The 21615-nt window shown below is 70.7% G+C and carries 26 protein-coding genes; all 26 read right to left on the reverse strand.

From position 1 onward, the window contains the following. Nucleotides 1–44: 44 nt before the first annotated feature. The 26 genes from ACZ4TV_RS21890 to ACZ4TV_RS22015 all read right to left on the reverse strand — a co-directional run bounded on the left by ACZ4TV_RS21890 (nucleotide 45) and on the right by ACZ4TV_RS22015 (nucleotide 21595). Nucleotides 45–1658: an SGNH/GDSL hydrolase family protein gene (locus tag ACZ4TV_RS21890; protein WP_468136368.1), complete on the reverse strand. Its 1614-nt coding sequence runs from the start codon at nucleotides 1656–1658 to the stop codon at nucleotides 45–47. 10 nt (nucleotides 1659–1668) lie between these two features. After that, the gene (locus tag ACZ4TV_RS21895; protein WP_468136370.1) at nucleotides 1669–1875 is read right to left on the reverse strand and encodes a hypothetical protein; all 207 of its coding nucleotides are present in this window, start codon (nucleotides 1873–1875) and stop codon (nucleotides 1669–1671) included. Between the two features lie 53 nt (nucleotides 1876–1928). Beyond that, nucleotides 1929–2312, reverse strand: a complete 384-nt coding sequence (locus ACZ4TV_RS21900; protein ID WP_468136371.1) for a hypothetical protein — start codon at nucleotides 2310–2312, stop codon at nucleotides 1929–1931. A gap of 3 nt (nucleotides 2313–2315) precedes the next feature. Continuing rightward, nucleotides 2316–3110 (reverse strand): peptidoglycan recognition protein family protein, encoded by a 795-nt coding sequence (locus tag ACZ4TV_RS21905; RefSeq protein WP_468136373.1) that lies wholly within the window; start codon nucleotides 3108–3110, stop codon nucleotides 2316–2318. Nucleotides 3111–3199: 89 nt separating this feature from the next. Further along, complete coding sequence (locus ACZ4TV_RS21910) at nucleotides 3200–3715, reverse strand: hypothetical protein (RefSeq protein ID WP_468136375.1); 516 nt, start codon at nucleotides 3713–3715, stop codon at nucleotides 3200–3202. Nucleotides 3716–3723: 8 nt separating this feature from the next. Beyond that, nucleotides 3724–6432, reverse strand: a complete 2709-nt coding sequence (locus ACZ4TV_RS21915; protein ID WP_468136376.1) for a hypothetical protein — start codon at nucleotides 6430–6432, stop codon at nucleotides 3724–3726. A gap of 10 nt (nucleotides 6433–6442) precedes the next feature. After that, nucleotides 6443–8923, reverse strand: a complete 2481-nt coding sequence (locus ACZ4TV_RS21920; protein WP_468136377.1) for a phage tail protein — start codon at nucleotides 8921–8923, stop codon at nucleotides 6443–6445. Between the two features lie 156 nt (nucleotides 8924–9079). Next, entirely contained in the window at nucleotides 9080–9547 is a 468-nt protein-coding gene (locus tag ACZ4TV_RS21925; RefSeq protein ID WP_468136379.1) for a hypothetical protein, read from the reverse strand. After that, the gene (locus ACZ4TV_RS21930) at nucleotides 9544–10002 is read right to left on the reverse strand and encodes a phage tail tube protein (RefSeq protein ID WP_468136380.1); all 459 of its coding nucleotides are present in this window, start codon (nucleotides 10000–10002) and stop codon (nucleotides 9544–9546) included. The genes ACZ4TV_RS21925 and ACZ4TV_RS21930 overlap by 4 nt, the downstream gene beginning before the upstream one ends. A gap of 64 nt (nucleotides 10003–10066) precedes the next feature. Next, a complete protein-coding gene (locus ACZ4TV_RS21935; protein ID WP_468136381.1) occupies nucleotides 10067–10489 on the reverse strand; it encodes a minor capsid protein in 423 nt (140 codons plus the stop codon). Further along, nucleotides 10482–10832 carry a hypothetical protein gene (locus ACZ4TV_RS21940; protein ID WP_468136383.1) on the reverse strand — a complete coding sequence of 117 codons (351 nt, stop codon included), beginning with the start codon at nucleotides 10830–10832 and terminating at the stop codon, nucleotides 10482–10484. The genes ACZ4TV_RS21935 and ACZ4TV_RS21940 overlap by 8 nt, the downstream gene beginning before the upstream one ends. Then, on the reverse strand, nucleotides 10829–11146 hold the full coding sequence (locus tag ACZ4TV_RS21945; RefSeq protein ID WP_468136384.1) for a hypothetical protein: 318 nt from the start codon (nucleotides 11144–11146) through the stop codon (nucleotides 10829–10831). Before ACZ4TV_RS21945 ends, ACZ4TV_RS21940 begins: the two co-directional genes overlap by 4 nt. Continuing rightward, nucleotides 11143–11556 (reverse strand): hypothetical protein, encoded by a 414-nt coding sequence (locus ACZ4TV_RS21950; RefSeq protein ID WP_468136385.1) that lies wholly within the window; start codon nucleotides 11554–11556, stop codon nucleotides 11143–11145. Before ACZ4TV_RS21950 ends, ACZ4TV_RS21945 begins: the two co-directional genes overlap by 4 nt. 8 nt (nucleotides 11557–11564) lie before the next feature. Continuing rightward, nucleotides 11565–12071: a hypothetical protein gene (locus ACZ4TV_RS21955; protein ID WP_468136386.1), complete on the reverse strand. Its 507-nt coding sequence runs from the start codon at nucleotides 12069–12071 to the stop codon at nucleotides 11565–11567. Further along, entirely contained in the window at nucleotides 12071–12244 is a 174-nt protein-coding gene (locus ACZ4TV_RS21960; RefSeq protein WP_468136387.1) for a hypothetical protein, read from the reverse strand. Before ACZ4TV_RS21960 ends, ACZ4TV_RS21955 begins: the two co-directional genes overlap by 1 nt. 5 nt (nucleotides 12245–12249) lie before the next feature. Next, nucleotides 12250–13449, reverse strand: a complete 1200-nt coding sequence (locus tag ACZ4TV_RS21965) for an SU10 major capsid protein (protein ID WP_468136388.1) — start codon at nucleotides 13447–13449, stop codon at nucleotides 12250–12252. Nucleotides 13450–13469: 20 nt separating this feature from the next. Further along, nucleotides 13470–14048 carry a hypothetical protein gene (locus tag ACZ4TV_RS21970; RefSeq protein WP_468136389.1) on the reverse strand — a complete coding sequence of 193 codons (579 nt, stop codon included), beginning with the start codon at nucleotides 14046–14048 and terminating at the stop codon, nucleotides 13470–13472. A gap of 53 nt (nucleotides 14049–14101) precedes the next feature. Beyond that, entirely contained in the window at nucleotides 14102–15241 is a 1140-nt protein-coding gene (locus tag ACZ4TV_RS21975) for a phage minor capsid protein (protein WP_468136390.1), read from the reverse strand. After that, nucleotides 15241–16818, reverse strand: a complete 1578-nt coding sequence (locus ACZ4TV_RS21980; RefSeq protein WP_468136391.1) for a phage portal protein — start codon at nucleotides 16816–16818, stop codon at nucleotides 15241–15243. The genes ACZ4TV_RS21975 and ACZ4TV_RS21980 overlap by 1 nt, the downstream gene beginning before the upstream one ends. Beyond that, a complete protein-coding gene (locus ACZ4TV_RS21985; protein WP_468136393.1) occupies nucleotides 16818–18092 on the reverse strand; it encodes a PBSX family phage terminase large subunit in 1275 nt (424 codons plus the stop codon). Before ACZ4TV_RS21985 ends, ACZ4TV_RS21980 begins: the two co-directional genes overlap by 1 nt. Next, complete coding sequence (locus tag ACZ4TV_RS21990) at nucleotides 18079–18630, reverse strand: helix-turn-helix domain-containing protein (RefSeq protein ID WP_468136394.1); 552 nt, start codon at nucleotides 18628–18630, stop codon at nucleotides 18079–18081. The genes ACZ4TV_RS21985 and ACZ4TV_RS21990 overlap by 14 nt, the downstream gene beginning before the upstream one ends. A gap of 93 nt (nucleotides 18631–18723) precedes the next feature. Then, nucleotides 18724–19179, reverse strand: coding sequence for a hypothetical protein (locus ACZ4TV_RS21995; RefSeq protein ID WP_468136395.1), 456 nt, complete (start codon nucleotides 19177–19179; stop codon nucleotides 18724–18726). A gap of 272 nt (nucleotides 19180–19451) precedes the next feature. Further along, nucleotides 19452–19583, reverse strand: coding sequence for a hypothetical protein (locus ACZ4TV_RS22000; RefSeq protein ID WP_468136396.1), 132 nt, complete (start codon nucleotides 19581–19583; stop codon nucleotides 19452–19454). Nucleotides 19584–19659: 76 nt separating this feature from the next. Next, nucleotides 19660–20265, reverse strand: a complete 606-nt coding sequence (locus tag ACZ4TV_RS22005; protein WP_468136397.1) for a hypothetical protein — start codon at nucleotides 20263–20265, stop codon at nucleotides 19660–19662. Next, nucleotides 20262–20762: a hypothetical protein gene (locus ACZ4TV_RS22010; RefSeq protein WP_468136398.1), complete on the reverse strand. Its 501-nt coding sequence runs from the start codon at nucleotides 20760–20762 to the stop codon at nucleotides 20262–20264. The genes ACZ4TV_RS22005 and ACZ4TV_RS22010 overlap by 4 nt, the downstream gene beginning before the upstream one ends. Further along, the gene (locus tag ACZ4TV_RS22015) at nucleotides 20759–21595 is read right to left on the reverse strand and encodes a protein transporter Sec31 (protein WP_468136399.1); all 837 of its coding nucleotides are present in this window, start codon (nucleotides 21593–21595) and stop codon (nucleotides 20759–20761) included. The genes ACZ4TV_RS22010 and ACZ4TV_RS22015 overlap by 4 nt, the downstream gene beginning before the upstream one ends. Nucleotides 21596–21615 lie beyond the last annotated feature (20 nt).

The following is a 21615-nucleotide window of genomic DNA, read 5'->3' on the forward strand; positions in this document are numbered from 1 at the left end:
GCGCCCCCTCCCAGCCCGCAGGCTGAGAGGGGGCGTTGTGCTGTTCAGGCAGGCATGAGTTCGCGGATCGCTGCGGTAATCCGCCGGGCCAGGTACACGTGCCCGGCGTCGGTGGGGTGCACGTTGTCGCCGCCGATGTACCCGGCGACGAGGCCGGAGGTGATGAACGCCCCGTGCGTGGCCACCAGGGCGCCGGCCGCGTCGTAGCAGGACCCGGTGATTGGCGAGATGAACGGAATCCCGGCCGTCGCCGCAGCGGTGCGCAACGTGCTGTCGGTGTTCGTGATTCCGGCGGACGGACTGCCGCTCGGGGACCAGCAGCCGATGACGTACATCTCGCACGCGGGCAGCCCAGCCTTGAGGGTGGCGTACAGCGCGGCAGCTGCGGTGCCGATTGCTCCTTGGTCGCCCGAGCTGTCGTTGTAGCCGCCCCAGACGATCAGCCGGGTGGGCGCCCAGGGAATCACGTCTACCGGCGCCCGGGTCGTGAACGTGGCCGTGCTGCCGGCGGTGATGTAGCCGGTCCCGCCGCGGCCCTGTTCCCACGAGTCCGTGGCGCCGAGCAGCCGAGCCGCCCGGGACAGCCACGTGCCCGCGCCGGCGCCGGTGTTCTGCGATGCCCCGTCCGTGATGGAGTCGCCGAGGACCATGAGCCGGCCGCCCTCGGCCGGGACGTGCCACATGGTGGCCGTGGGCGGTAGGTAGACGCCGCCGAAGGGGAACGTGGCGAAGTCCAGGCGGATCCTGCGTGGGGCCGCGCTGCCGAGGTCGACGGTGATCAGGTGTCCGGAGCCCGGGGTGATGCCGCCGCTGGTCTGCATCAGGTCGGTGACCTTGCGGCCGTCGATGGACAGCCTGAACATGGTCGCGGCGCTGATGTACTTCATGCGGACCTGGAAAATGGCCGCATCCGTGCCGAACTCCAGGCTCCAGATGCTCTGGCCGGACGCGTAGGTGTTGGGGTACTTCGACGTCGGCAGGACGTAGCTGGTGTCCGGCGAGACGGTGCCGATCTGGAACCCGGCCGCGCCCAGATAGGTGAACGGCCCGGTGACGTCCGAGCCCGCAAGCGCCACCCCGGCCGGCGCCCACTTCACGTACCCAGCCGTGGGCGTCGTCGTCTGCGCCGTACCGATCGTCGGCGCGGTCCCCGCGTACAGGCTGTCCGCGGTTACCAGGTCGGGAAGGTCCCGCCGCCGCCACGTGGTCGCGATGGGCCCAACCGGTCCGGTGGCCCCCGTAGGGCCCGGCACACCTTGAGGGCCCGCCGGGCCCGTAGCACCGGTGGCCCCTGTCGCGCCGCGTACGTACCCAGGCAGGCCAGGATCGGCGACGATCAGATCGAGGATGTCGACCGAGGAGCCGTCGCCCGTCGGCAGCTCGAAGTAGCGGACCCGGACCGGCACCCCGTTGACCGAGTCGGTCACCCGGTAGTAGCGGCCCGTGGCGGGCTCGATCCCGGGCTCGTCGGTGGGCAGCAGCGACGCTGACCAGTCCCCGTTGGTGACCGTGACCGGATGGTCGGGCGCCGCCAGGACCCGGCCGCCGGTCTCGTCCGTCCAGCGGCGTGGCAGCGCCGCCAGGGTGACCACGGCGCCGGCGGCCGCCGTGTCGGTGAACAGGTCATCGAGCGTCCCGTGGACCGTACGCCTGGGCATGGCGTACCTCCTACCGGGCCAGTAGGGCGAGCGCCCCGGTCACGGCCCCGCCGACCCCGGCGAGGACGCCGATCGTCGGCAGGGGCCAGCGGGACCGCTCCAGGGTTCGTATCCGTGTCTCGTGGTCCGCGAAGTCCTTCCGGAGGTCCTTTGCGTCGTCGAGGATCCCGTCGAGCTTGGACTCGATGCGCCCGACCGTCTCTGACAGCCCCCTCACCTCCTTATACATCTGTGCTGGGCTGATGTAGACGCCAGGGTCGGGGGCCGTCATCACACCCCCTGAGGAGCGTTGATTTTGACCGGGCTCGACTGCTCGATCGCGAGCGCCGCGATCGGGGCCGTCACCTCACGGCGCAGCGCGAGCGCGACCGCGCCCTCTACGGCCGCCATCCACAGAGCCTGCTGTTCGGCCGCCATGTGCAGGCCGAAGGCCATGAAGAGGGCGAGCGCGCCTTGGGCGAGGTTCACGAGGGCGGCCGCTGCGGCGCCGGTGCGGAGCACGATGGCGCTGGCGAGGGCGACGATCAGGGAGAGGACGGCCATGATGGCGCCCTGCTGGGCGTCGGAGACGTCCACGCCGTATGCGGCGGATAGCTTCAGACCGATGGCGATGAAGGCGAGGATGTAGACGGGCTCACGTCCGAAGATGCGCATGGGTCAGCTTCCGTTCGCGGTGGTGGCGGGGGTGACGGTGATCTCGACCTTCAGGGTGCCGTCAGCGAGGGCCTCGGTGAGCTCGGCCGGGGTCATCTCGGCGGCGGCGAGGAGGGCCGTGTACGCCTTGAACTTGGCGTTCAGCTGCGGGACCACGTTGGCCAGCGGGTGGGTGCCCGCCTTCTCGGGGGTTTCGGACATTGCCTGGTTGAGCCAGTACAGGACGGAGTGCGCGACGTCGTCCGGGGTGAAGCCGGCCATAGGGTCCTCCTCGATGGGGGCGGGGGTGGTGGTCTGTCCGTTGGCGCGGGCGACGATGCCTGGGAAGACGACCTCGTGGAACTGCTTCGCGCGGGCGTCCCCGGGGCAGTCGGTGCCGCCGTCGGACCACTGCGGGAACATCCGGTGGTAGCCGAAGCCGGGGTCGTCCCAGGTGCGGCAGATCCGCAGCGGAATGCCGTGCTGTCGGTGCACCCACACTCCGAGCCGGATCATCGTTTCGATCTGCGCGGCGGTCCACGGGTCGCTGTGCTCCAGGTTGGAGGCGCTCTCCAGGGAGAGGGCTCCGGTCCCATCCGCCCGGCGGTTAGCTCGGAAACAGGCGTCGGCCCGGGTCTGCGTGCCGATGTACTGCGCCAGCGATCCGTCAAAGCCAAGCCCCCAGTGCGACTCCAGGTTCGTGCTGTCACGCCAGTACTCGTACGTCCGCTTGGGCGTCCACGGGGCGGCGATGCTGTGCAAGAGCAGCTGCGTCGGGACGATGGCTTGCTGGTTGTCCGACTCGGGTTGAAGCTCCATCCGGATCGCTCCGGGATACCAAGCCATGAGGCCTCCAGGGCATGAAAAAGGCCCCGGCCGTCGGCTCGGGGCGGGCAGGGTGAGGTCGGTCAGGTGTTGCGGAGCAGGCGGACCCACGATCCGGCGTACATGGTCGTCGCGGTCGCTGAGGACGAGTTCTGCGCCCACCTCAGCTGGAGGTTGCCGGCCGTGCCTCCGATCGTGACGTAGCCGCGTGGCGCGGCGCCGTTACGGGTGGCGCCGATGCCATACGCGCCAGCGGACAGGGCCGTGGTGTTGGCGCCTGTGGTGGACGTGTACTTCTGCGTCAGGTCGCCGCTGGCGTTACCCAGCAGCCCCCAGCGCAGGGTCGCGCCGGCGGGGATGGTCCAGTCGAATTTGATGTCGCCCGGGGCCCCGACGTTGCCGTCGTAGTCGAAGAACCCGTCCAGCATGTAGGTCGCGTTGGCGACCACCGGCAGGATCAGATGCGTGTCGTTGGTCAGCGTCGTGGACGAGACCGCGGACTGGTTCGCGGTCTTCACCGCGGTGGTGAACTGCATGGACGTCAGGGCAGCGGCGGTGACGCGCTGGCCTGCGGTCCAGGTCGGGTAGGACGTTGCCACTGTGCCTCCTACAGGGCGAGGATCATGGGCTGGGCGAGACGAACGTCAGCGGCCGCCAAGTGGGCCTTGACGACCCCGTTGACGGAGCGGGTGACCGTGACGGTCTGCGGGGAGGAGGCGCCGGTGAGGTTGGTGACCGTCATGACCTCGCCGCCGATCTCGATGTCGAAGGGCCGCTCGCCGGATGATGTGGACCAGAGATTGCCGGTGGTCGTCGCTACGGACAGGGACGTTGCGGTGCTCGTGATTCCTGAGACCAGGCTGGCCCCCGCGGTGTCGAGCCGGTCGAGCGTCGAGTCATCGAGCACCCCAACCGACCATGGGCCGGCAGGCGAGCACGACAAGGTGATCGTCCACTCCAGCGTCTTGAAGACCTCCTCGGCGCCCTCGACCATCAAGTCGATCGGGCCAGGCGGCAGCCACACGGGCAGGTCGGTGATGCGGATGATGTCGCCGGGGCGGAGCGCGGCCACCGAAGGGACCAGTGCCGGGTACTTGTGGAGGTAGATCCGCACGCGCGGGTAGCGGGCCTCGTCCCACGTCCCACGGTGAAGGAGCCATGCAGCGATGTCCTGGATCACGTCATCTGAGGCGACGTTGACGGTGCGGGAGTCGTCGTATGTGCCCACCCCGGCCGGCGGCGCGGCCGTGGACAGGGACCCGGTGGTCAGGACCGCCCGCGCGCTGCTGCCGCCCGTCCTTTGGACGGTGCGGTCGTTGCGGAGCCACCGGTCATCGTCGACAGGCTCCAGCGGCGGAGCGAGCTGCCCGTACGGGATGGTGACGGTCGGAGTCTGGCTGTAGAGAGTGGTGCGGGTGCGGTAGAAGAGGGCGGCCCGCTCACGGTCCTCGAAGAGGATGCCGCCGTCGGCCTCTTCGCATTCGGCGAACAGGTCCATGAGAGTGTTCGAGCGCTGCGGGCCCAGGACGGTTGTCGTGTGGGGGCCCTGGGAGATGGTGATCGGCACGTTTTCTTCGCGGCCGAGCCGGAAGAAACGCGCGCCGCCGGTTTCGCCCCTGTATCCGTTGTCGGCCTGGCCCCAGACCGTTACGTCGGAGCTCGGGAAAACGGCCAGGTGACCCACCCGCATGCCCGACAGCAGCGACCCGAACGCGGTCCCGATGTAAACGACGTTGCCCGGGGTCCCCGCGACAGAGAAGTTCCATTGGACGCCGGCGCCTTCCACGTCGACAAAGCCGAGATGGAAATCAGTGTTCGCCCCATTGAGCTGGGCGGTGACGTCGAGGCGGAACCACTTGTCCGGCCCGAACACGCTGGAGTTGCCGAACGCCTGCGAGGTGATCAGCGAACCGGCGGCGTCGTATAGGTCGGCGACGACCTGCGTGGACGTGAAAGAGAGGACGACCTCAGCCGCGGTGCCGGAGGTAGAGAAGGCAAACCACCTGCTCTTCGACGCGGGCATCGTGTCGATGGCGTAGATCATGGCGACGAGGTAGCCGTTCGTGGCGCTCGTGTATGCCGGTACGGGGCCCTGCATGACGGCGGCCGTCCCGATGGAGGGGAGGGCGTCGGAGCCGGGGCAGGAGTCATCTGACGCGAACGAGAAGTCGTCGACCGACAGTGGCACACACCCAGTGATCGGCGAGTAGGCATGGGTGGCTTCCGTGCCGTCTTCGAGGGGCCAGTACGCCACCGGGCCCACCGTGGGAAGGCGGCGGCGCAGCGTGCTGGCGAGTGGCTTGGCGCCCTGGCCGAGGCGGCGCAGGATCCCCGCCGCATCGATGGGCGCGGTGACGTCGTGGCCGCTGGCGCCCCAGCGGGGGGCCCAAGACGAGGCCTCCAGCTCGGCGCGGATCCGACGGTCGGTGACTTCGGCGCCGTTCGCGACGGTCCAGGCCCGGCCTGCCGCATCCGCGAACGACGTGGTGCCGGAAGCCTGCGCGGTGAAGACGGGGTTGGCGACCGCCGAGCCGCTGATCCCGTTGCGGATCTCCACGGCGTGGAACTGCCTGGAGACAGGCGCGTAGCTGGTTACGGCGAAGTCGCCGACCTCGACCCCTGTTGTGGAGTTGAAGATCGACGTCACTCCGGAGCCGGTGACCGTATTGCCGAGCTGCGTCCAGGGCCCCGCCATGGTGGGCGCCGTGTAGAACACGACCGTCCAGCCGCCGGAGCCGTTGTTGACGTCGAGGGTGACGCGTACGGCCCCGCGCTGGCCGGGGGCGAACGGCGTGTACTGGGTTGCGACGGCTGCAACCGTGTTCGTGCCGTCGGGCGACCACGCGAAGTAGAGGCCGCTGCCAAGCTGAAGGAACACCCACGACCGCTGACCCGCGGCCCCGTACTTTCCGACGAACTCCCAGGCGGCGCCTGTGTGAGTGCCCTCCCAGGCGGATGGGGTGACGTCCACTCGGATGTCTATGTCTCCGGTGATGTCGAGCGCGGCCGTGTCGGGGGTGGTGGCGCGGCCCTGCGTGCCGCTGGGGATGACGAGGGCGACGGGTGCACCCCCGTGCGTGATCCGCACGGGGGTGTTGCGCCCCAGCTGTCCGTAGTAGGGGCTGTTCGGGTTTCGGTTGGAGTACGTCCCCGTCGGATTGCGCAGGCCCAGGGAGGCTGCGGCAGGGTCCGTACGGGCGCCCTCGCCGCGACGGCCCCAGCTGTACCGGATAGCACGGTCGTTGAGGACGTCGTTGGTGACGTCCGTCCAGGTTCCGGCGATCCGGAGCTCCACCCGGGCATCAGGCACGGCCATGCGGTCCTCCTCAGTTCTCTCCGAATGCGGTCTGGACGCTGCCGCGGCCGACGGTGGCGGTGATTTCCCGGATGAGCCGGGTCATGGACTCCGGGCCGTCGACGGTCACCCGGACATTCACCGGAACGCCGCCCCCGGCCATGCCGCCGCTCGCGCCCATGGGCCCGAGCGCCATTCCGGGCAGGGCGCCGGTGAGGCCGCCGAGCTGCTGTTGAAGCGCCGGTGTCTGCGCGGCGATACCGCGCTGGAAGCCCTCGATCAGGGAGCGGCCGGCGGGAGTGAGGATCTTCGCGTCGACCGCGGCCGGGCCCTTCCAGTCCGGCAGCATCCCCGTGAGCGTGCTGAGGGTGGACCGGACTCGCCCGAACTGGGCTCGGATGCCATCGATAAAGCCGCTGATCAGGCGCGAGCCCGCGTTCCACAACAGGGAGCCGAGGTCGCCGAGAGCGTTCCTGGCCATGGCCGGCAGCTCCCGGACCCGGGCAACGGCCTCGTCCCGCTTCTGGCGGAGGCTGTCGACCATCCGGCCGCCGGCCTCCGATACACGGGACCAGAGCGCCCCGGCGAGCCCGGCGAGCGCTTCGGACGCGCGGGCGGGCAGGTCGCGGAACATGCGGATCCAGGAGTCGATGATCCCGGACACCATGCGCTTTGCGGCTTCCCAGGCGCCGGAGAAGTCTCCGGCGAGGACCGCGGCGATCATCTGGAACGCGGGGACGACCACGCCCGAGATGACGGCCGCCAGCTCGTCACCCAACACGCCAGCCAGCTTCGCCACGAGTTCGATGATGGGGATCAGGATCGGCGTCATCTTGGTGAGGATGTCCGCGACGAGCAGGATCAACTGCGTGATGACCGGGGCCAGTGCGACGAGCAGCGTCGCGAAGGTCTGCGCGAGCTGAGCCACGAGCGGAGCGAACGCGGCGGCCTGCGCGGACAGGATCGGGAAGATGGCCTGCACCAGCACCATCAGCGCGTCGACGATCGGCTGGATGACCGGGATCAGCGCGGCGAGGATCGGGGCGAGCGCCGACATCAGGATCTGCGCGAACTGGGCGACCAGCGGCGCCAGCGCCTTGAAGATGCCCGCCACCAGGGTCAGCAGCGGGGTCAGCGCGGGCAGGAGCTGCGCGATCAGCGAGCCGATGACGGGCAGCAGGGGAGAGATCGCGTCGAGGAAGGCGCCCACCGCGCCGGCGGCCGCCGCCAGGACGGGCCCGAGGGCGGTGATGATGGGCCCCAGTGCTGCACCCAGCATGGTGATGAGCCGCTGGATCGGCGGCCCGAGGGCCGTGAACACGGGCGCGATGCCCTGGAGTGCCATGACGAGGAGCGGGCCCACCGTGCTGGCGAGCGTCGCCATCGTCTGGAAGATGGCCTGCAAGCCGGATTGGACGGCCGGGCTGGCGAACGCTGTCTTCAGGGAGCCCGTGATCTGCTGGAGGACCCCGAGGAAGCCGCCACCGGACACCTGCGCAGCGCCGAAGATCGAGCCGATGATCGACCCGACGTTGCCGAGGATGGCCCCGAGCTGACCGATCGTTGCGATCGCCGTCTCGATGGCCCGCTGCACGCCACCGTCATGGAAGGCCTTCGAGAACCGCTCCGAGAACCGTTCGAGCGCACTGCCAGCGCCAGCCGTGACCCGAGCGAACGCAGGCCCGGCCGCCGCAGCCACCTGCGTCAGCGCGCCGAGGAAGATGGCCGGGGCGCCCGCCAGGTTGTAGAGCCCGGCGTTGGCGCCGCTGATGGCGCGGCCGAGGGTCCCGGACGTCGACAGGCCGATAGCGGCGTTCCCGACGTTCTTGGCCATCAAGTTGAGGGCGCCAGCGCTGTTGGTCAGCCCGGTCTTGAGGATGGGCAGCGTGCTCGTGCCCATCTCGCGGAGGATGCCGTCCAGGCCCTGGAACAGCTGCTCCTGCACGGACTGCTGGAGGGCCTTGAACTCGGGCTGAAGGGTACGGACCTCGCGCGCGAAGGCCTGCGCGGAGGGCGTCAGCTTCTTCAGCGCCTCCTCAAACGCTGCCGGGGTGCTCGGGTCCATGGCGGCCTTGACCGCGTCCCCAACACCCTTCATGCCGAGCTTGAGTGCCTGCGACGCCAGGACCACCGCGAACAGACCCGTCGCGGCCAGGCCGGCCGCCGGAGCGATCTGCGCCACGGTCGAGGCCAGTCCCGCCAGCAGGGGCGCGGCAGCGCCGAGCATCGCGGCGATCTTTCCAACGGACAGGGCCACCCCGCCGAGGCCGCCCGCCATACCCACGATCCGGCCGAGCCCCAGGTGGAAGGACCGCCCTGACCGCTCGGCCTCGGCGAACCCCATGCTGATGCGCTCGGCGAGGGTGGCGAACGTGCCGTCCAGGCGCCGGAGGCGGCCCTCGGCGTCCTGCGTGAATCCCCTCAGGCGCAGCTCGGCAGAGTTGAGGCCGGCCCGCATCCCAGAGTCGTCGGCGTCGATGTTCGCGACGAGTTCGCCCACGGTGAGCGCCATGAATGCCACCTCCGGGCTGTGGTCAGCCGCGGAGTGCGGCGCGGATCTCGTCTGGGTCGTCGATCACTGCGATCTCGTCGCCCGCGACCCGTCGGAACATGGCCTCGGCAGAGAGCCCGGAGAGCAGGGTGTAGAAGCGGCGGCCAGTCAGGTCCGCTATCGCTTGCGGGCCGAGCTGGTACTCACGGAGGAAGTCGCTTTCGACCGCCCACCAGTAGCGGCGGACCGCTGCCTCCGTGCGGCTCGGTTCGGCGGTGCCGCCAGGGCTTTTCCCTCTTCGCCCTTGCGGACGGCGTCCAAGGCCTGCTCGAAGCTGAAGTCTGCGCGGCCGGTGGCCTGCGCGATGCCCCACGTGAGGATCACCTGGAACTCGAAGGCGCCGATGCCGGCCTCTTCCCAGGCCCCGTAGACGTCCTGGCCGAAGAGCAGCGCGACGAGCTCGGCGATGTGCTCCTCGTCCCCCGAGTCCTGGAGCTCCTCGATCCGCCGGCGCAGCCGCATGGGCATGTCGCCCGGCACCGGGACTTCGATGTCACGGATGACGGTCGTACGGCTGCCGGTGACCTCGCTCCAGAACGCATCCCAGGACTGCTCTGCGGCCGCAACTGTCTTGCGGGCCGTCACGGCTTGGCCGCAGTGGTCGACGGGCCGCTGCGCGTGAACGTCGCCGACCAGCTGACGACGTCGTTGTTGCCGCCGCCCTGCTCGCCGAGAGTGACGCGGGCCTGCGCCCACACGACCCATGTGGTGTCGGTGGTGTGCGCGTACCGGAAGCCGCTGAGGGAGTTCAGCCCCAGCCGCTCGTTGAGCCCTTCGACGAGGGCCTGACCAGGGTCAAGCGCGCCGGTCGCGGGGTCCCGCAGGCGGAAGCCTTCCAGTTGCATCGTCTTGCCGATCTCCATCTTCTGTGATTCGGCCTGACCCGCCGACCCGAACGTCGTCGTCGGGGTGACCTCCTCCTCCTCGCCCTTCGTGAAGGTGGTGATCGCGCCGGGCGCGATGCTCACCCACGTGCCGGGGCTGGCGTAGTTCTCGATCTGGAACACGACGTCGCGTGCGTTGTACTTCTGCACTGCCATGGCTTTCTCCTCCGGGCATGGCGAGGAGCCCGCCGGCACTGCCGGCGGGCTGGAAGGAAGGGGGTCAGACGCGGTGCGCGGTCACGGACCGGACGTGCAGCCGCAGGTTGACGACGTGCTCGTGGCGCCGGTTCTCGTCGGCCCCGAGGGAGGCGGCCGCGTGGGTGGCGCGGGCCAGAATCAGGCCGGTGCCGTCCGGGAGGACGGTCTCGCCGAGACCGTGCAGCTCCGAGCGGATGGACTGCGCCAGCGTGCGGGACACCCGCGGGTCTGTCGTGCCTCGCACGCGGACTTGGACGGGCACGTCGTCGTAGCCCAGCCGGGTATCCGCCTCGCCGCCGTCGTCGTAGATGGTGAGCACGATGCAGGTGTCGGGGGTGCTGGGCAGTGCTTCGATGAAAATGTTTCCGGTCGCGCCGGTGGGGTCGTAGGTGCCGTGCCCGCGGGCGGCAAGGTAGCGGGCGAGGCCGTCGAGGAGGTCAGCCACGCAGCCACCTCCGCAGGGACACCCGCATCAGCTCGCGGGTCGTCTCCACCGACCGCATGAGCGCCTTCTCCAGGTACTTGGCCTCTCGGCCCGGGGCGTGGCGCCAGGTGAGTTCCTCGTGCTGGCGGCGGGCGTACACGGTGTCGTAGCTGACGGTGCCCTCCAGCCCGTCGCGGGTGACGCGGCCGGAGCGCTCCAGGGTCCCCTCGTCCAGCGGTACCAGCTTGTTGGACTCCGTGAGGACATGCTCCAGGCTCTTCTGCACCCCCTCCTCGGCGAGGCGCCGGCCGCGGCCGCCCCACATCCGGTCACCGTCCCACCGCATCGTGACGCGCTGGCTCATGTGAGGGTCACCTCCCGGTGGTCGGGTGTGGGCAGGCCGCCGCCGTCGTGGAGCGCGCTGGTGATGACGGAGGCGACCCGGCCGGAGGGGCCGGTGAGTCGGGACTCCGGCGGACAGTCCTGGGTGGGAAGGAGGTAGACCGTGGTCGACGCGGTGACCTCCTCGCCCGCCTTGTCGCGGACGGTGCGGATCTTCTCCTCCACGAACGCGCGCGCAGTGACCGCGGGCCCGTACTTCGGCCCGTACGCGGTGTCGCCCAGGTAGGGCTCGATCGTCACCGTGTGCCGGAGCAGCCAGCCCGGAATCACGCTCACCACGCCACCGCCCCAAGCTGCCACCGATCCGGAGCCAGGTCCGGGCTGCGCAGCGCATCCCACACTGCGGGAGCAATCTGCCGGCCCGGGGCATCGTCGCCGGACACCGAGGTGACTGAGCGGCCAAGCTGGACGGAGCCGATCGACACGTTGCCCCAGCCGACTCCGGCCGCCCCGGTGACGTCTCCGACCTCCACACCCCACTGGACCTGGGCGCACACGGCGCGGGCGATGGCCGCTGCAACGATGCTGTCGGACGGGAGACCGGCGTCGTCCACGGCGTACGCGCAGAGACGAAGGACCTGGCTGTCGAGGAATTCGGAGGCCCTCGCGAGCCGGTACTGGATGTCGGCGGGGGCCGCCGCGTAGGTGTACTCCTCGTACTGCTCGGCGGTGGCGTACACGCGCATGACGCCTCCTAAGCGGAGCAGCCGACGATAACCACGTCGTAGGTGACCGACGATCCGGCCGCCGAGTTGGCCACCTTGAGGATGTCGCCGGTCCCTGCGGTGACCGCGTAGCCGGTGGCATCCGCCGCCCCCGCGAAGAACCCGCAGGCCGCGCCGGGGCGGAGCGTGACGGTACCGGTTGCGTTGAGCATCGTCGCCCAGGGGTTGGTGCCAGCCCCGATCACCACGTTGTTGGTGTTCGCGGCGGACGCGGCGACGAACAGGCCCTTGACCCTGGCGAACGTGAGGACGGTTCCGAACACGTCCGTCAGGACGGCGGCCAGGTCGAGATCCTCGGTCGCGGACGCGGCCAGAGTCCGGGTGTCGTGGAACACCCTGTCGGCCAGGCCGGCGCCGGTACCGGAGTCCAGGTGTGCGGCCCAAACCTTGGCGAGCGGGTCGGACGATGTGGTGAGGTCGTTGGCCTTGGTCTGGAGGACCGAGGTGGTGAGCGAAAAGTCGCTGATCACGGGCATCAGGAGCCCTCCTTGCCCTTGCTACGGGTGGTCTTCTTGGGCTCCTCGACGACGCGCCAGCCGGACGCCGGATCCTCGGCGAGCGCCGCGTAGGCGGTCTCCTCCTCGGATCCGGGCAGGGTCTGTACGCGGTCGGCAACGTGGCCGCCGACCGCTCGCTGGTAGATGGTCACACCCATCACACCTTCAGGCCGGTCATGGCAGCGTGGGCGCGCTCGTTGCCGTACTCCAGGCCGATCTCGCCGTACAGCTGGACCTCGTCGGAGGCGCCCGTCTTGGCCAGGGGCTCCTCGAACATGACGCCCTTGCCCGGCACGTTGAGGAAGACGGGGGAGCACTGCTCCAGGGAGACGACCGTGATCGTGTCCTGCGGGGCGTGGCGGTCCATCATCACGTTGAGCGTGCCGAAGTCAGTGATGATCGTGTCGACGGCGACACCGCCGACGGTCCGGCTGGTCTCCTGGAACTGGCCGTACGCCGAGGCGAACGCCTTGGTCAGGGCCCGGCGCTGCGCCGAGTTGACCAGCAGCGTCGCGGTCTCCTGCTCGGAGATGCCGCCGTTGTCGTAGGCGAGCTGGAGCAGGTCCGAAACGTGGTCCGGGGTCAGCGCGGTCGCCCACGGCTTGACGTAAGCGATGCCCGTGACGGTGCCCAGGGTGATCGCGGCGCCGCCGCTGGAGGTCGACACCTTGAAGGTGTTCACGTCGATCTGGTCGACGAAGTAGATCCGGCCAGCGGTGATGCCGGTCGCGGTGCTGGTGTTCGTGAACACGATCTTGTCACCGTCGACGAGGCCGTGAGCGGTCGAGGTGACCGTGTCGGTGGCCGCGGTCGCACCGGTGACCGTGGTCGCCTTCGCGATGCGGTTCGTGGTGATCGCGGCGAGGAGGCCGCGGGTCTTGCGCGCGGTGGCGTTCGTCGTCGGGTTGGAGAACGAGCCGTTGATGAACGAGTAGTTCACGTCCAGTGCGATGGACTTGAGGGCCTGGGCGACCTGCCAGTCCAGCTCATTGCTGACCGGGTTGGAGCCGTCCACGCTCCGGAACGGCGCCGCACCCGGGGTGGCGAGCATCCCCATGGTGGCCTGCTTGGTGTAGCTGACCGACACCTTCTCCTGGTGGACCTGCACGACGTTCCGGGCGTTCGCGCGGATGCGTTCCTCGGCGGTCGGCGCGGTCGCTCCTTCCACGCGGGTGCGCTGGGACGGGTCGCGCAGGTCGTAGGTCTGCCACTCGAACTCGGTGCCGGTCGTCATCCGGCCGCCGGTCAGGCCGCCGATCGCGGACAGGAACGGCGTGTCGGCCGGCGTCAGGGCGAAAAGTTCGCCCGCGTAGTTGGGAAGGTCGAACGTGGTCGCCAGTCCGGTGATACCGGCCATGGGGTCCTCCAGTCAGGGGGTTACGTCTGCGCGGCGCGTTGCCGCTTGAGTCGGATGACGGTTGCGAAGTCCCGCCGTGCGGTCGCCTCGGCGATCTGCTTGTCGAGGGACGCGGGGGTCTCACCGCCGGCGCCGTGGTCCGCTCCGGACCGTCCGGGGCTGCGGGGGGCGAGCTTGGCGAGCTTCTTGACCGCGGCCTTGATGGCGTCGGTGTCGACCTCGCCGTCGGTGACGAACTTGCTGGTGTCGATGAGGTCGGTGGCCTCGCCGAGGTCGATTCCGGCGGCCGCTGTGGCGGCCCGGAACTCGGCGGCGGCCAGACGGACGGCGTACTCGGCGGCGGCGGCCGTGCGGCCGTTCTTCTCCGCGGCCGCTACGGCCTTCTCCTGGTCGGTCATCGCCTGCTCGCGCAGCTTGGCCAGCTCGTCAGAGGCGCCCTTGTTCTCCTTGGCGCGCTGCTCCCACTTGCGGGCCTCGACCTTCCAGTCCGTGTCGTCACCGCCGGGGGCGGGGGCGACCGGAGGTACGGACAGGGGTGTCGCGGGCGGGATCAGCGGGGTGACTTCGGGCGGACCGGCGGCGGGCGGAGGGGTACTCATGTGCTGCTCCCTTTTCGGGTGTGCCCGTGGCCGTGCGGCCGTGGGCGGGTGGGTCAGCGCGCGGAGCCGATCTGCTCGCGCGCAGGCTTACGGACGATGGCGTCGTGCGCGGCCACGTGTTCGCGGGCGGCGGCCTGCCATTCGCGGACCTTCGCGCGGGCCCGGGCCCGGGCTGTGTCGTCGATCGCTGCGGCCTCGGCGCGTTTCCAGCGGCGGATGTGCCGCTCGATCTCGCGTTGCCGCTGCGTGTGCTCGTAGGTGGTGCCAGGGGTCGCCACGTGCGGGGGGCGGGTGGTCACGCCAGGCAGGTACAGGCCCAAACTGTGACGGCAGTTGGGGTGGAAGAGGCCTGCCGCGCGGGCCTCCGTGAGGGACCCGGCAACGTGCACCGCAACGGTCTCCGTGCGGGCGAACAGGCCGCGGGGCTGGATCGCATGGTCGAGACGGACCGTGCGCGGTCCGGGCTCGCCCTGGAGGGCCAGGACTTCACCCTCCCAGGGCCGGCAGAGCGGGCACTCCAACGGCGCGTCGGAGACCATGACCAGCGCGGCGCCGACCTCGCCGAGGGCGTCAATGTGGCCCTCGATCGCGGCACGCGCGGTCACAGATCGCACGGACATCTCGGCGTACGCGGCCAGCTCCCACGAGCGGCCGCGGGAGTCGATGAAGCCGGTGACGCCGCGGCGGGCGAACTCGTTCAGGGCTCGCTGGGAGGCGTCCCGGCGGGACTGCCCCGTGAGGAGCTGCGCGCCGGCCGCTCGCGAGGTCACGCTCCGGTACACGTCCACAACGGCCCGGGTGATGCGCTGGTACAGCGGCCGGGTGTCCTCGGCGTACGACGCGGCGAGCCGGTCGACGGCGGGCGCGCCCGCCAGGATACGGCGGGCGTGGAGCTCCCGACCGATATCCAGTGCGCCGAGCTCGGCGACGGCGGCTTGCCGGCCCCGCCCGTACGCCGTGGCGAGGGCCTCGGCCACGGCGCCGTTGGCGTCGGTCTGGAGCGCGTTGGCGACTGTCTCGATGGCCTCGCGGAGGTCACCGATGGAGCGGAGTTTGACCTCGGCCCAGCGGGGGCTGTCGATTCCCTCGGCCAGGGCCTTTCGCAGGATCTCGATCAGGGCGAGCTCGGCGTCCTCGTACAGCACGGTGATGGCTGCGGCGAGGTCTTCGGCCATGGCGGGGGAGACGGGCATCAGTCCGCCTCCTCACCGCCTGCTCCGCCGAAGCTGGGCACCCCAGGGCCCTCAGCGCCGGTCATCATCGGGTCCGCGGTCACTCGCCCGGACTCGCCGAGGATCAGATCCACCTCGGCGGTCACCTGGGTGTCATCCCAGTCCGGATGCTGCATCCGTACCAGCGTGTCCGTGGACGCGGCCTCGGCACGCCGCAGCAGCTCGGCGGTGGTGGCCAGCTCGACCGGGCCCTCCGAGATGGAGTCCTGGAATTCGACGTCCGGCGGGGTCAGCTCCAGCCCGGCCACGCCGAACAGCGGGCCCACCTCCACCGCTAGGAGCGCGGCCGTGATGTCGGCGACCGCCGGTTTCCAGTACAGGGCCTTACGGGCACGGGTACCCATGCTGCGCCGGGAGCGGGCCCGGATCTCGGTCGCGGTGACCGCGGCTCCGTCGCCGGACTCCCCGAACGTGCTGGCGGAGTAGCCGGCCTGGCGCACGGCCTGCTCGATCAGCTCGGCGCAGGTGTCGCGGTGCTCGGCAACCCGGATGGCGAACTGCACGTCGGTGATGGGGTTGGGGTCGCCGGCGCGCGGGAGCATGTTCAGCCCGGCGTAGACCTCGCGGTCCTCGTCCCAGGCGGCGCCCTCTCCGGGGCCGCCGGACTGAAGCAGGGTGTTGGCGACGATGATGCGGCCCTTGCCCTGCCGGACGTCCCGCATCCACGAGGAGTACGTCTCGTCGAGCGCGTCGAGGATGCCCTCGATGCCCTGGTAGTCGGACTGCCCCCAGTACGCGGCGGACGGGATGTGCCTCCAGGCGCGCGCCGGGCGCACGTTGGGGATGTAGGCGGCGGTGAGGTGGTCGGGGGCGCCGGTGTCGATGCCGCCGTACGCGTCGACCATCGCGGCGAGGGGGGCGGTGGCTGGGTGGTCCTGGAGGGGAACGGCCCGGCCGAGGCTGCCCGTGCCGCCCTCATACAGCCCGTGGTAGATGACGCCCTTCTCGTGGCGTTCCAGGTGCCGCCACACGCGCCGGTCGTTCGGGTCGCCGGAGTCGAGGAGTGTCCAGAACGTGACGGCGCGCAGACGCCCGTACGTGAACTCGGGAACGGCGCAGTCCGCGGCGACCGGGGCGATCCACGGCCGGTCGGCAACATCCTCGTCCCACACGATCCGCAGGTACGACCCGCCGAGCGCGGCACCCAGCTCGCCAGCCTCCAGCAGAGTCGGGTGGAGGCCCTTCTCGACCAGCTCATCCAGGCGGGACTGGGTGGTCTCGTTCTCGCTGCTGAGCTTGGGGGGCTCGGAGAACAGCAGCTCGGATGACGTGCGGGCGATGTCCCCGGCGAGGGGGACGTGCAGCTTGGTGCGCTTCTGCCCGGCGGTGGTGGGGTTGCCCCAGAACCAGCGGGCGAGACGGCCGCGGACGCCGGTGGCGTACTGGGCGGGCCGGTCGGTGCCGCGGTAGCCGCGGCCTTCGTAGCGCTGCTCCAGGCGGTCGGGGTCGGCGGAGAACCAGGCGTCCCAGTCGGCGAGCGCGGTCTGGACGCGCGCGTCGGTGGGCGGCCAGACCTGGTCAGAGGTGGGCAGGGGCATCAGGCCACCTCCATCAGGGTCGGGATGTGCGGCCGCCACAGGGCCTCGGTCGTACGGACGCCGTACCGCAGCGCATCGCACGAGTGGTCGTCGAGCTTGATCGGGGCGTCTTCGCCCTTCTCGGCCTTCTCGTCGTCCCAGGAGTAGCCGGGGATCTCCTCGATCAGGCCCCGCGCGGACGCGTGGATCCTCAGCCGGTCCCCGGCGAGCAGGGAGCCGACCGTGCGGATCCCGTCCAGGACCGTGTTGTCGGCCGGCATGACGCCGGACACGCCGTCGCGGTGGAGCTGTTCGATGTACGAGGCTGCTGACGGGTCCACGATGGTCCACTCCGGCCGGATCCCGAGCACGTTGGTGCCGGGGTGGGGGACGGCCTGGAGCCAGGCGCGGCGGGCCGCGGAGTACTCGGCGTCGGTCTTCTTCCGGCGCTGGGCGCGGGAGTCCCACCGGTACTCGGAGGCCACGTACAGGCGCTGGTCGACGCCGAGCCCGATGAGCAGGTCGGCGTACGGGTTGGTGGTGCCGTAGTCGATGGCGTCGCACAGCCAGCGGGTGATGTGCGGGACCTCGGCGACGACGTGGCGTTCCTCGTCGAACGCGTCGTAGATCGCGCCTTCGGCCTGCACCCAGTGCCCGAGGATGTTCCGCCGGTAGAACAGGCCGGTGTAGGTGGCCTTCAGGGCGGCGACGTACTCGGGGTCGAGGAACGGATTGTCGTCGAGGACGAAGTGCCAGGACGCGAGGCGGGTGGCTGCGGCCCGCTTGAGGTAGTCGCGCTTCACCCAGTGCCCGGGGTTGTCCGGGTTCGTCGTGGCGAAGATCTGCGCCCCGGGGACGGAGCAGCGGGCGACGAGCTGGTCGAAGAACGTCTTGGGGAGGGTGGTGAGCTCGTCGACGTACGCGCCAGCGCAGGTCATGCCTCGGACTTTGGGTTCGGCCTTGGCGTCGTTCGCGCCGAGGACGTGCACGGTCCGGCCGAGGATCGTCGCCATGGGGGCGCCGTTGTTCGCCCGGGTCTGGGAGGCGAGTTCCCCGAACAGGTCGGGGTTCATCAGGGGCGCGATGATGTTGCGGTAGAGGCTGTCGCGGGTCCGGCCGACCATGACGAGTTCCCCGCCGCGTGGCGCGGACGCCACGTAGATCAGCCAGCGGAGCAGGGACGCGATCGTCTTCCCGGAGCGGACCGAGCCTTCCCACAGGTTGATGCGGGCGTCGGCCTGGACGATCGAAAGGATCTGCTTACGGGACAGGGGCAGGGCATCAAGGAGACTCACCGTCCGTCGCCTCCTCGGCCTGGTCCTCCTTCGCGACCTCGGCCAGGCCCTGGAACAGCTTGCCAAGCATCGACCGGGCGTCGGCCGCGCCGGACTCCTCGGCCGGCGGGACGAGCCGGACGGACTGGGCGGCGGCGGCCGCGGCGGCGGCCATCAGGGCGCGCTTGTCGGCGGCGAGGGGCTCGGGGATGTCCCGGGAGTTGTAGGTGTGGTCCTTCCCGCCGAAGGAGTGGATCGTGGCGGGCTCCCACACCTGCGCGGACAGCCGCAGCGCGTCATCGGTGAGGGCCTCGGCCAAAATGACCCGCTTCTCCTCCAGATCTGCCTTCCGGGCGCGGGTGGCTTCCTCGGTCGCGGTCCGGTCGAAGGACAGGTGGAGGCGAGCGGCGTAGATGCTGATCGTGCGGAGGCCGCGGCCCATCTCGCGGGCGATCGCGTTCCGTCCGAGGCCCTGCGCATGGAGCCGCTTCAGGGTCTCGATCTCCTCGTCGGTGACGCGGCCGCCGGGGCTGAACTGGTTGGCGCCCATCTCGGCCATGGCGGTCACCTCCCGGGGGGGGGGCCCGCCGTCCGGGGCGTCTACCGCGCGCCCTCGTGCGCGGGAGCCTGCCGGACGGCGGACGTGTTGGGGTCAGCAGCCGTCGTACCGCCAGGTGCCGGCCTCGCGCGCCCAGGGCTGGCTGCTCTGGTTGAGCTTGGGCACCGAGTACGTGTAGGAGACGCGGGCCATGTCGCCGGCGAGCTGGTCGATGGTGAGCGTTTGGATTTCCTGCTTGCCGTAGGCCTTGGCCGAGGTGTCGACGACGATCGCGAACACGTCGGCGTCGCCTGCCTTTTCCTGGCAGCGCTTTGACAGGGTGGCGTAGGCGGTGGCGCCGTCGGGCTTGAAGTAGGCGTCGCTGTAGGCGCGTACGGCCTTCTCCAGGTCGGCGCGGGCGGGGTCCACCTTGGGGGCGGGGGTGGCGCTGCTGCCGGCGGGCGCCGGGGCGGGGTCGTCGGTCTTGGCGGGGGCCGGGTCGGTGGAGCAGCCGGTGAGGGCGAGGAGCCCGGCGGCGGTGAGGAGGGTGATGGTGTGGTGTGTGCGCATCGCGCCACTCTGTCGGGGCGCGGGATGCTGTGGGGTGGCTGTGACCGGTCTGTGACGCGGGAAAGCCCCGCGCGGTGGCGGGGCTTCAGTGTCCGGGCACGCCGGAGATGGCCCCAGGATGGGGCACGGGCGCCGGTTTTGCAACTAGGTGCAGAAGAGCCCCGCCGCGCGGGGGGCGAACGGCGGGGCTCCTCCGGTGGTGGCCCCACCGTCAGCGGTGCTCACGCTACGCCCGGGATGGCTGGAACAACACCCCTCAGGCGTGGCCGGTTTCAGGTCTTCGGAGTGCCCGGGACGGGCTTCGGCTGGCTCGGGTAGTGGCCGCCGCGGGACGCGCTGTACGTCGTCTGGTGGTCCTTCAGGCGGGGGTCGCCGGCCGGGGGCTTGGGCGGGCGCAGTGCCATGATGGCGGTCCTGTCTCTCGTGAGGGATGGGTGTCCGGGGCGGCCGGTCAGCTGCCAGGCGGCGGCCGCCCCGGGGTCAGACCTTGTACGCGCGGCGCTCGGTCGGAACGCGGACGACGGCGCCGCTCTGGCCGATGGGCTCTACACGCAACCCCTCTCGGGGTTCGTCGGGCGCCGCGTTGTTGGTGTTGGTGTTGGCCGGTGAGCTGCACAAACAACCCCCAGAAGGGGCGGCCTTCCCAACGCTCGGAAGGGGCGGCACATCGGTGTGGTGTACGCCGGGCCCATTGCGGCCGCCGGCGCGGACCCCTGGCCGCCACGGGATCCCCGCCTCGACGAGGAGCGCGCGGACGACCTTGGTGTCCGGGAGCTTGGCAGCCTCTTGAAGCTGGGTAAGGCGGACGTGTTCACCGCCCGCGGCCAAGCCCTGGAGGACGGCGACGATGTCGACGGGCTCCTCGTCCTGCTCCCCGCCCGCAGCGCGGCGTCCGGCCGCCCACGCGCGGGCCCTGCGCACGCCGGACGCGGCGAGGAGTCCAGTCACGAAGTAGGCGGTCTCCGGTACGGCGTAGGCCACGCCCCCCGCGCCAGCAAGGGCGACGGCGAGGACACAGCCACCCGCAACTCGGTTGCCACCCTCCCCCACCTCATCGACGTCCGGGGCCTGCTCGGCGGCGGTCACGACACGATCCCCGTCAGCCAGACCCCGGCCACGTTCACGGCGGACGCCAGAGGGACTGCGGCGTACCGGGCGACGCCGGCGGAGAGGCCCATGCCGATGCCGGACAGCCAGCCGCGCAGCTTGGAGCCCTTGGCGCCCTTCTTGCGGCGGGCGATGAAGCCGCCGAGGACGAGCACGGTCATGAACAGGCCGCCCTGGGTGAGGGGTGCGGCCTCGGAGCCGGGTGCTGTGCCGGTGCTGGCTCCGACGCCGAAGACGAGGAGTCCGTCTCCGAACGTGTTGAGGCCCCACAGGGCGGTGTCGCCGGCCCAGCCGACGACTCCGCCGACGACCATCACGGTGAGGGCGCCGATGCCCCAGCAGAGGACGAAGGGCAGGAGGTCGCCGAGGTACTCCAGGGCGTTGGTTCGGAGGGTTTTCACGCCGGGGTACCAGACGGCGATCTCCCAGACGAGGAAGAGGAGGCCGACGAGGACGGCGCCGAGAGTGGGGTTCATGACGCGCTCCGGACCATCGTGCGGAGGTACCGGTTGACGGTCTCTTCGGAGGCGTTGGCGTCGGCCCGCTTCCGGACGTATCCGAGGACGAACTCCGGATTGCGGATCCCGCTGTCCACGGCGGTCCGGACCGCATCCTTGATGGTCATGGGTGCGGTGAGCTTCGACGCGGGCTCCTCGTCCGGACTGTCCGCGGACTCGTCCGGACGGTCCGGATTGGTGTCCGGACTGGTCCGGATCGGGGTCCGGGCCTCGATCCGGGCGAGGTGCCGGAGTTGTCCCTGGAGGGCGAGGCGGGCGCCGGCGCGGGCCTGCCGCTGGAGCAGCCAGGCTTGGGTGCGGGCGTCGAGGGGCCGGGAGTGGGCGCGGAGGACGAGCGTCCAGCCCGCCTTGGCGAGGGCGGAGATCGCGGCGGCGGCGAGGCCGACGGTGAGGGAGTCCTCCAGCCAGCCGTGGGCGCCGACGGCGAGCATGGCGATACCGAGCGCGGCGTGCCCGGCGCGGCGCGGGAGGGTGGCGCGCGCGGGGTCGTAGCGGGCGAGCCACTCCAAAATCATGCAGTTGATCCACACGAGGTCGAAGGCGATCGCGGCCGAGTAGGCGACGCCAACGGCCGCGGCGCGGGCGAGGAGGTCGCCGGCGCTGGCGGTGGACCAGACGACGGACGCCAGGACGAGGGCTGCGGTGGACGCGGTGACGGCGTTCAGTGCGATGTGGTCCCAGTCCCGCGGGGGGAGGGGCACGGCGACGGTGTAGGTCTCCTCGACCAGTTCGGTCTCTCCGTCGATGGTGTGGGCGACCTGGCGGGTGCGGGTCTCAGTGCGGGTGCGCACAGGGTGCTCCGGGGCGGTGG

It is taken from the genome of Streptomyces sp. NPDC028910 (assembly GCF_055564955.1).

Bases quoted from the DNA above. Each gene is read 5' to 3' on its own strand.
- ACZ4TV_RS21890 (WP_468136368.1), bottom strand. From the start codon at position 1,658: ATGCCCAGGCGTACGGTCCACGGGACGCTCGATGACCTGTTCACCGAC.
- ACZ4TV_RS21965 (WP_468136388.1), bottom strand. From the start codon at position 13,449: ATGGCCGGTATCACCGGACTGGCGACCACGTTCGACCTTCCCAACTAC.
- ACZ4TV_RS21950 (WP_468136385.1), bottom strand. From the start codon at position 11,556: ATGCGCGTGTACGCCACCGCCGAGCAGTACGAGGAGTACACCTACGCG.
- ACZ4TV_RS21995 (WP_468136395.1), bottom strand. From the start codon at position 19,179: ATGCGCACACACCACACCATCACCCTCCTCACCGCCGCCGGGCTCCTC.
- ACZ4TV_RS21955 (WP_468136386.1), bottom strand. From the start codon at position 12,071: ATGCCCGTGATCAGCGACTTTTCGCTCACCACCTCGGTCCTCCAGACC.
- ACZ4TV_RS21980 (WP_468136391.1), bottom strand. From the start codon at position 16,818: ATGCCCCTGCCCACCTCTGACCAGGTCTGGCCGCCCACCGACGCGCGC.
- ACZ4TV_RS21940 (WP_468136383.1), bottom strand. From the start codon at position 10,832: ATGAGCCAGCGCGTCACGATGCGGTGGGACGGTGACCGGATGTGGGGC.
- ACZ4TV_RS21930 (WP_468136380.1), bottom strand. From the start codon at position 10,002: ATGGCAGTGCAGAAGTACAACGCACGCGACGTCGTGTTCCAGATCGAG.
- ACZ4TV_RS21970 (WP_468136389.1), bottom strand. From the start codon at position 14,048: ATGAGTACCCCTCCGCCCGCCGCCGGTCCGCCCGAAGTCACCCCGCTG.
- ACZ4TV_RS21905 (WP_468136373.1), bottom strand. From the start codon at position 3,110: ATGGAGCTTCAACCCGAGTCGGACAACCAGCAAGCCATCGTCCCGACG.
- ACZ4TV_RS21975 (WP_468136390.1), bottom strand. From the start codon at position 15,241: ATGCCCGTCTCCCCCGCCATGGCCGAAGACCTCGCCGCAGCCATCACC.
- ACZ4TV_RS21920 (WP_468136377.1), bottom strand. From the start codon at position 8,923: ATGGCGCTCACCGTGGGCGAACTCGTCGCGAACATCGACGCCGACGAC.
- ACZ4TV_RS21990 (WP_468136394.1), bottom strand. From the start codon at position 18,630: ATGGCCGAGATGGGCGCCAACCAGTTCAGCCCCGGCGGCCGCGTCACC.
- ACZ4TV_RS22000 (WP_468136396.1), bottom strand. From the start codon at position 19,583: ATGGCACTGCGCCCGCCCAAGCCCCCGGCCGGCGACCCCCGCCTGAAG.
- ACZ4TV_RS21915 (WP_468136376.1), bottom strand. From the start codon at position 6,432: ATGGCCGTGCCTGATGCCCGGGTGGAGCTCCGGATCGCCGGAACCTGG.
- ACZ4TV_RS21900 (WP_468136371.1), bottom strand. From the start codon at position 2,312: ATGCGCATCTTCGGACGTGAGCCCGTCTACATCCTCGCCTTCATCGCC.
- ACZ4TV_RS22010 (WP_468136398.1), bottom strand. From the start codon at position 20,762: ATGAACCCCACTCTCGGCGCCGTCCTCGTCGGCCTCCTCTTCCTCGTC.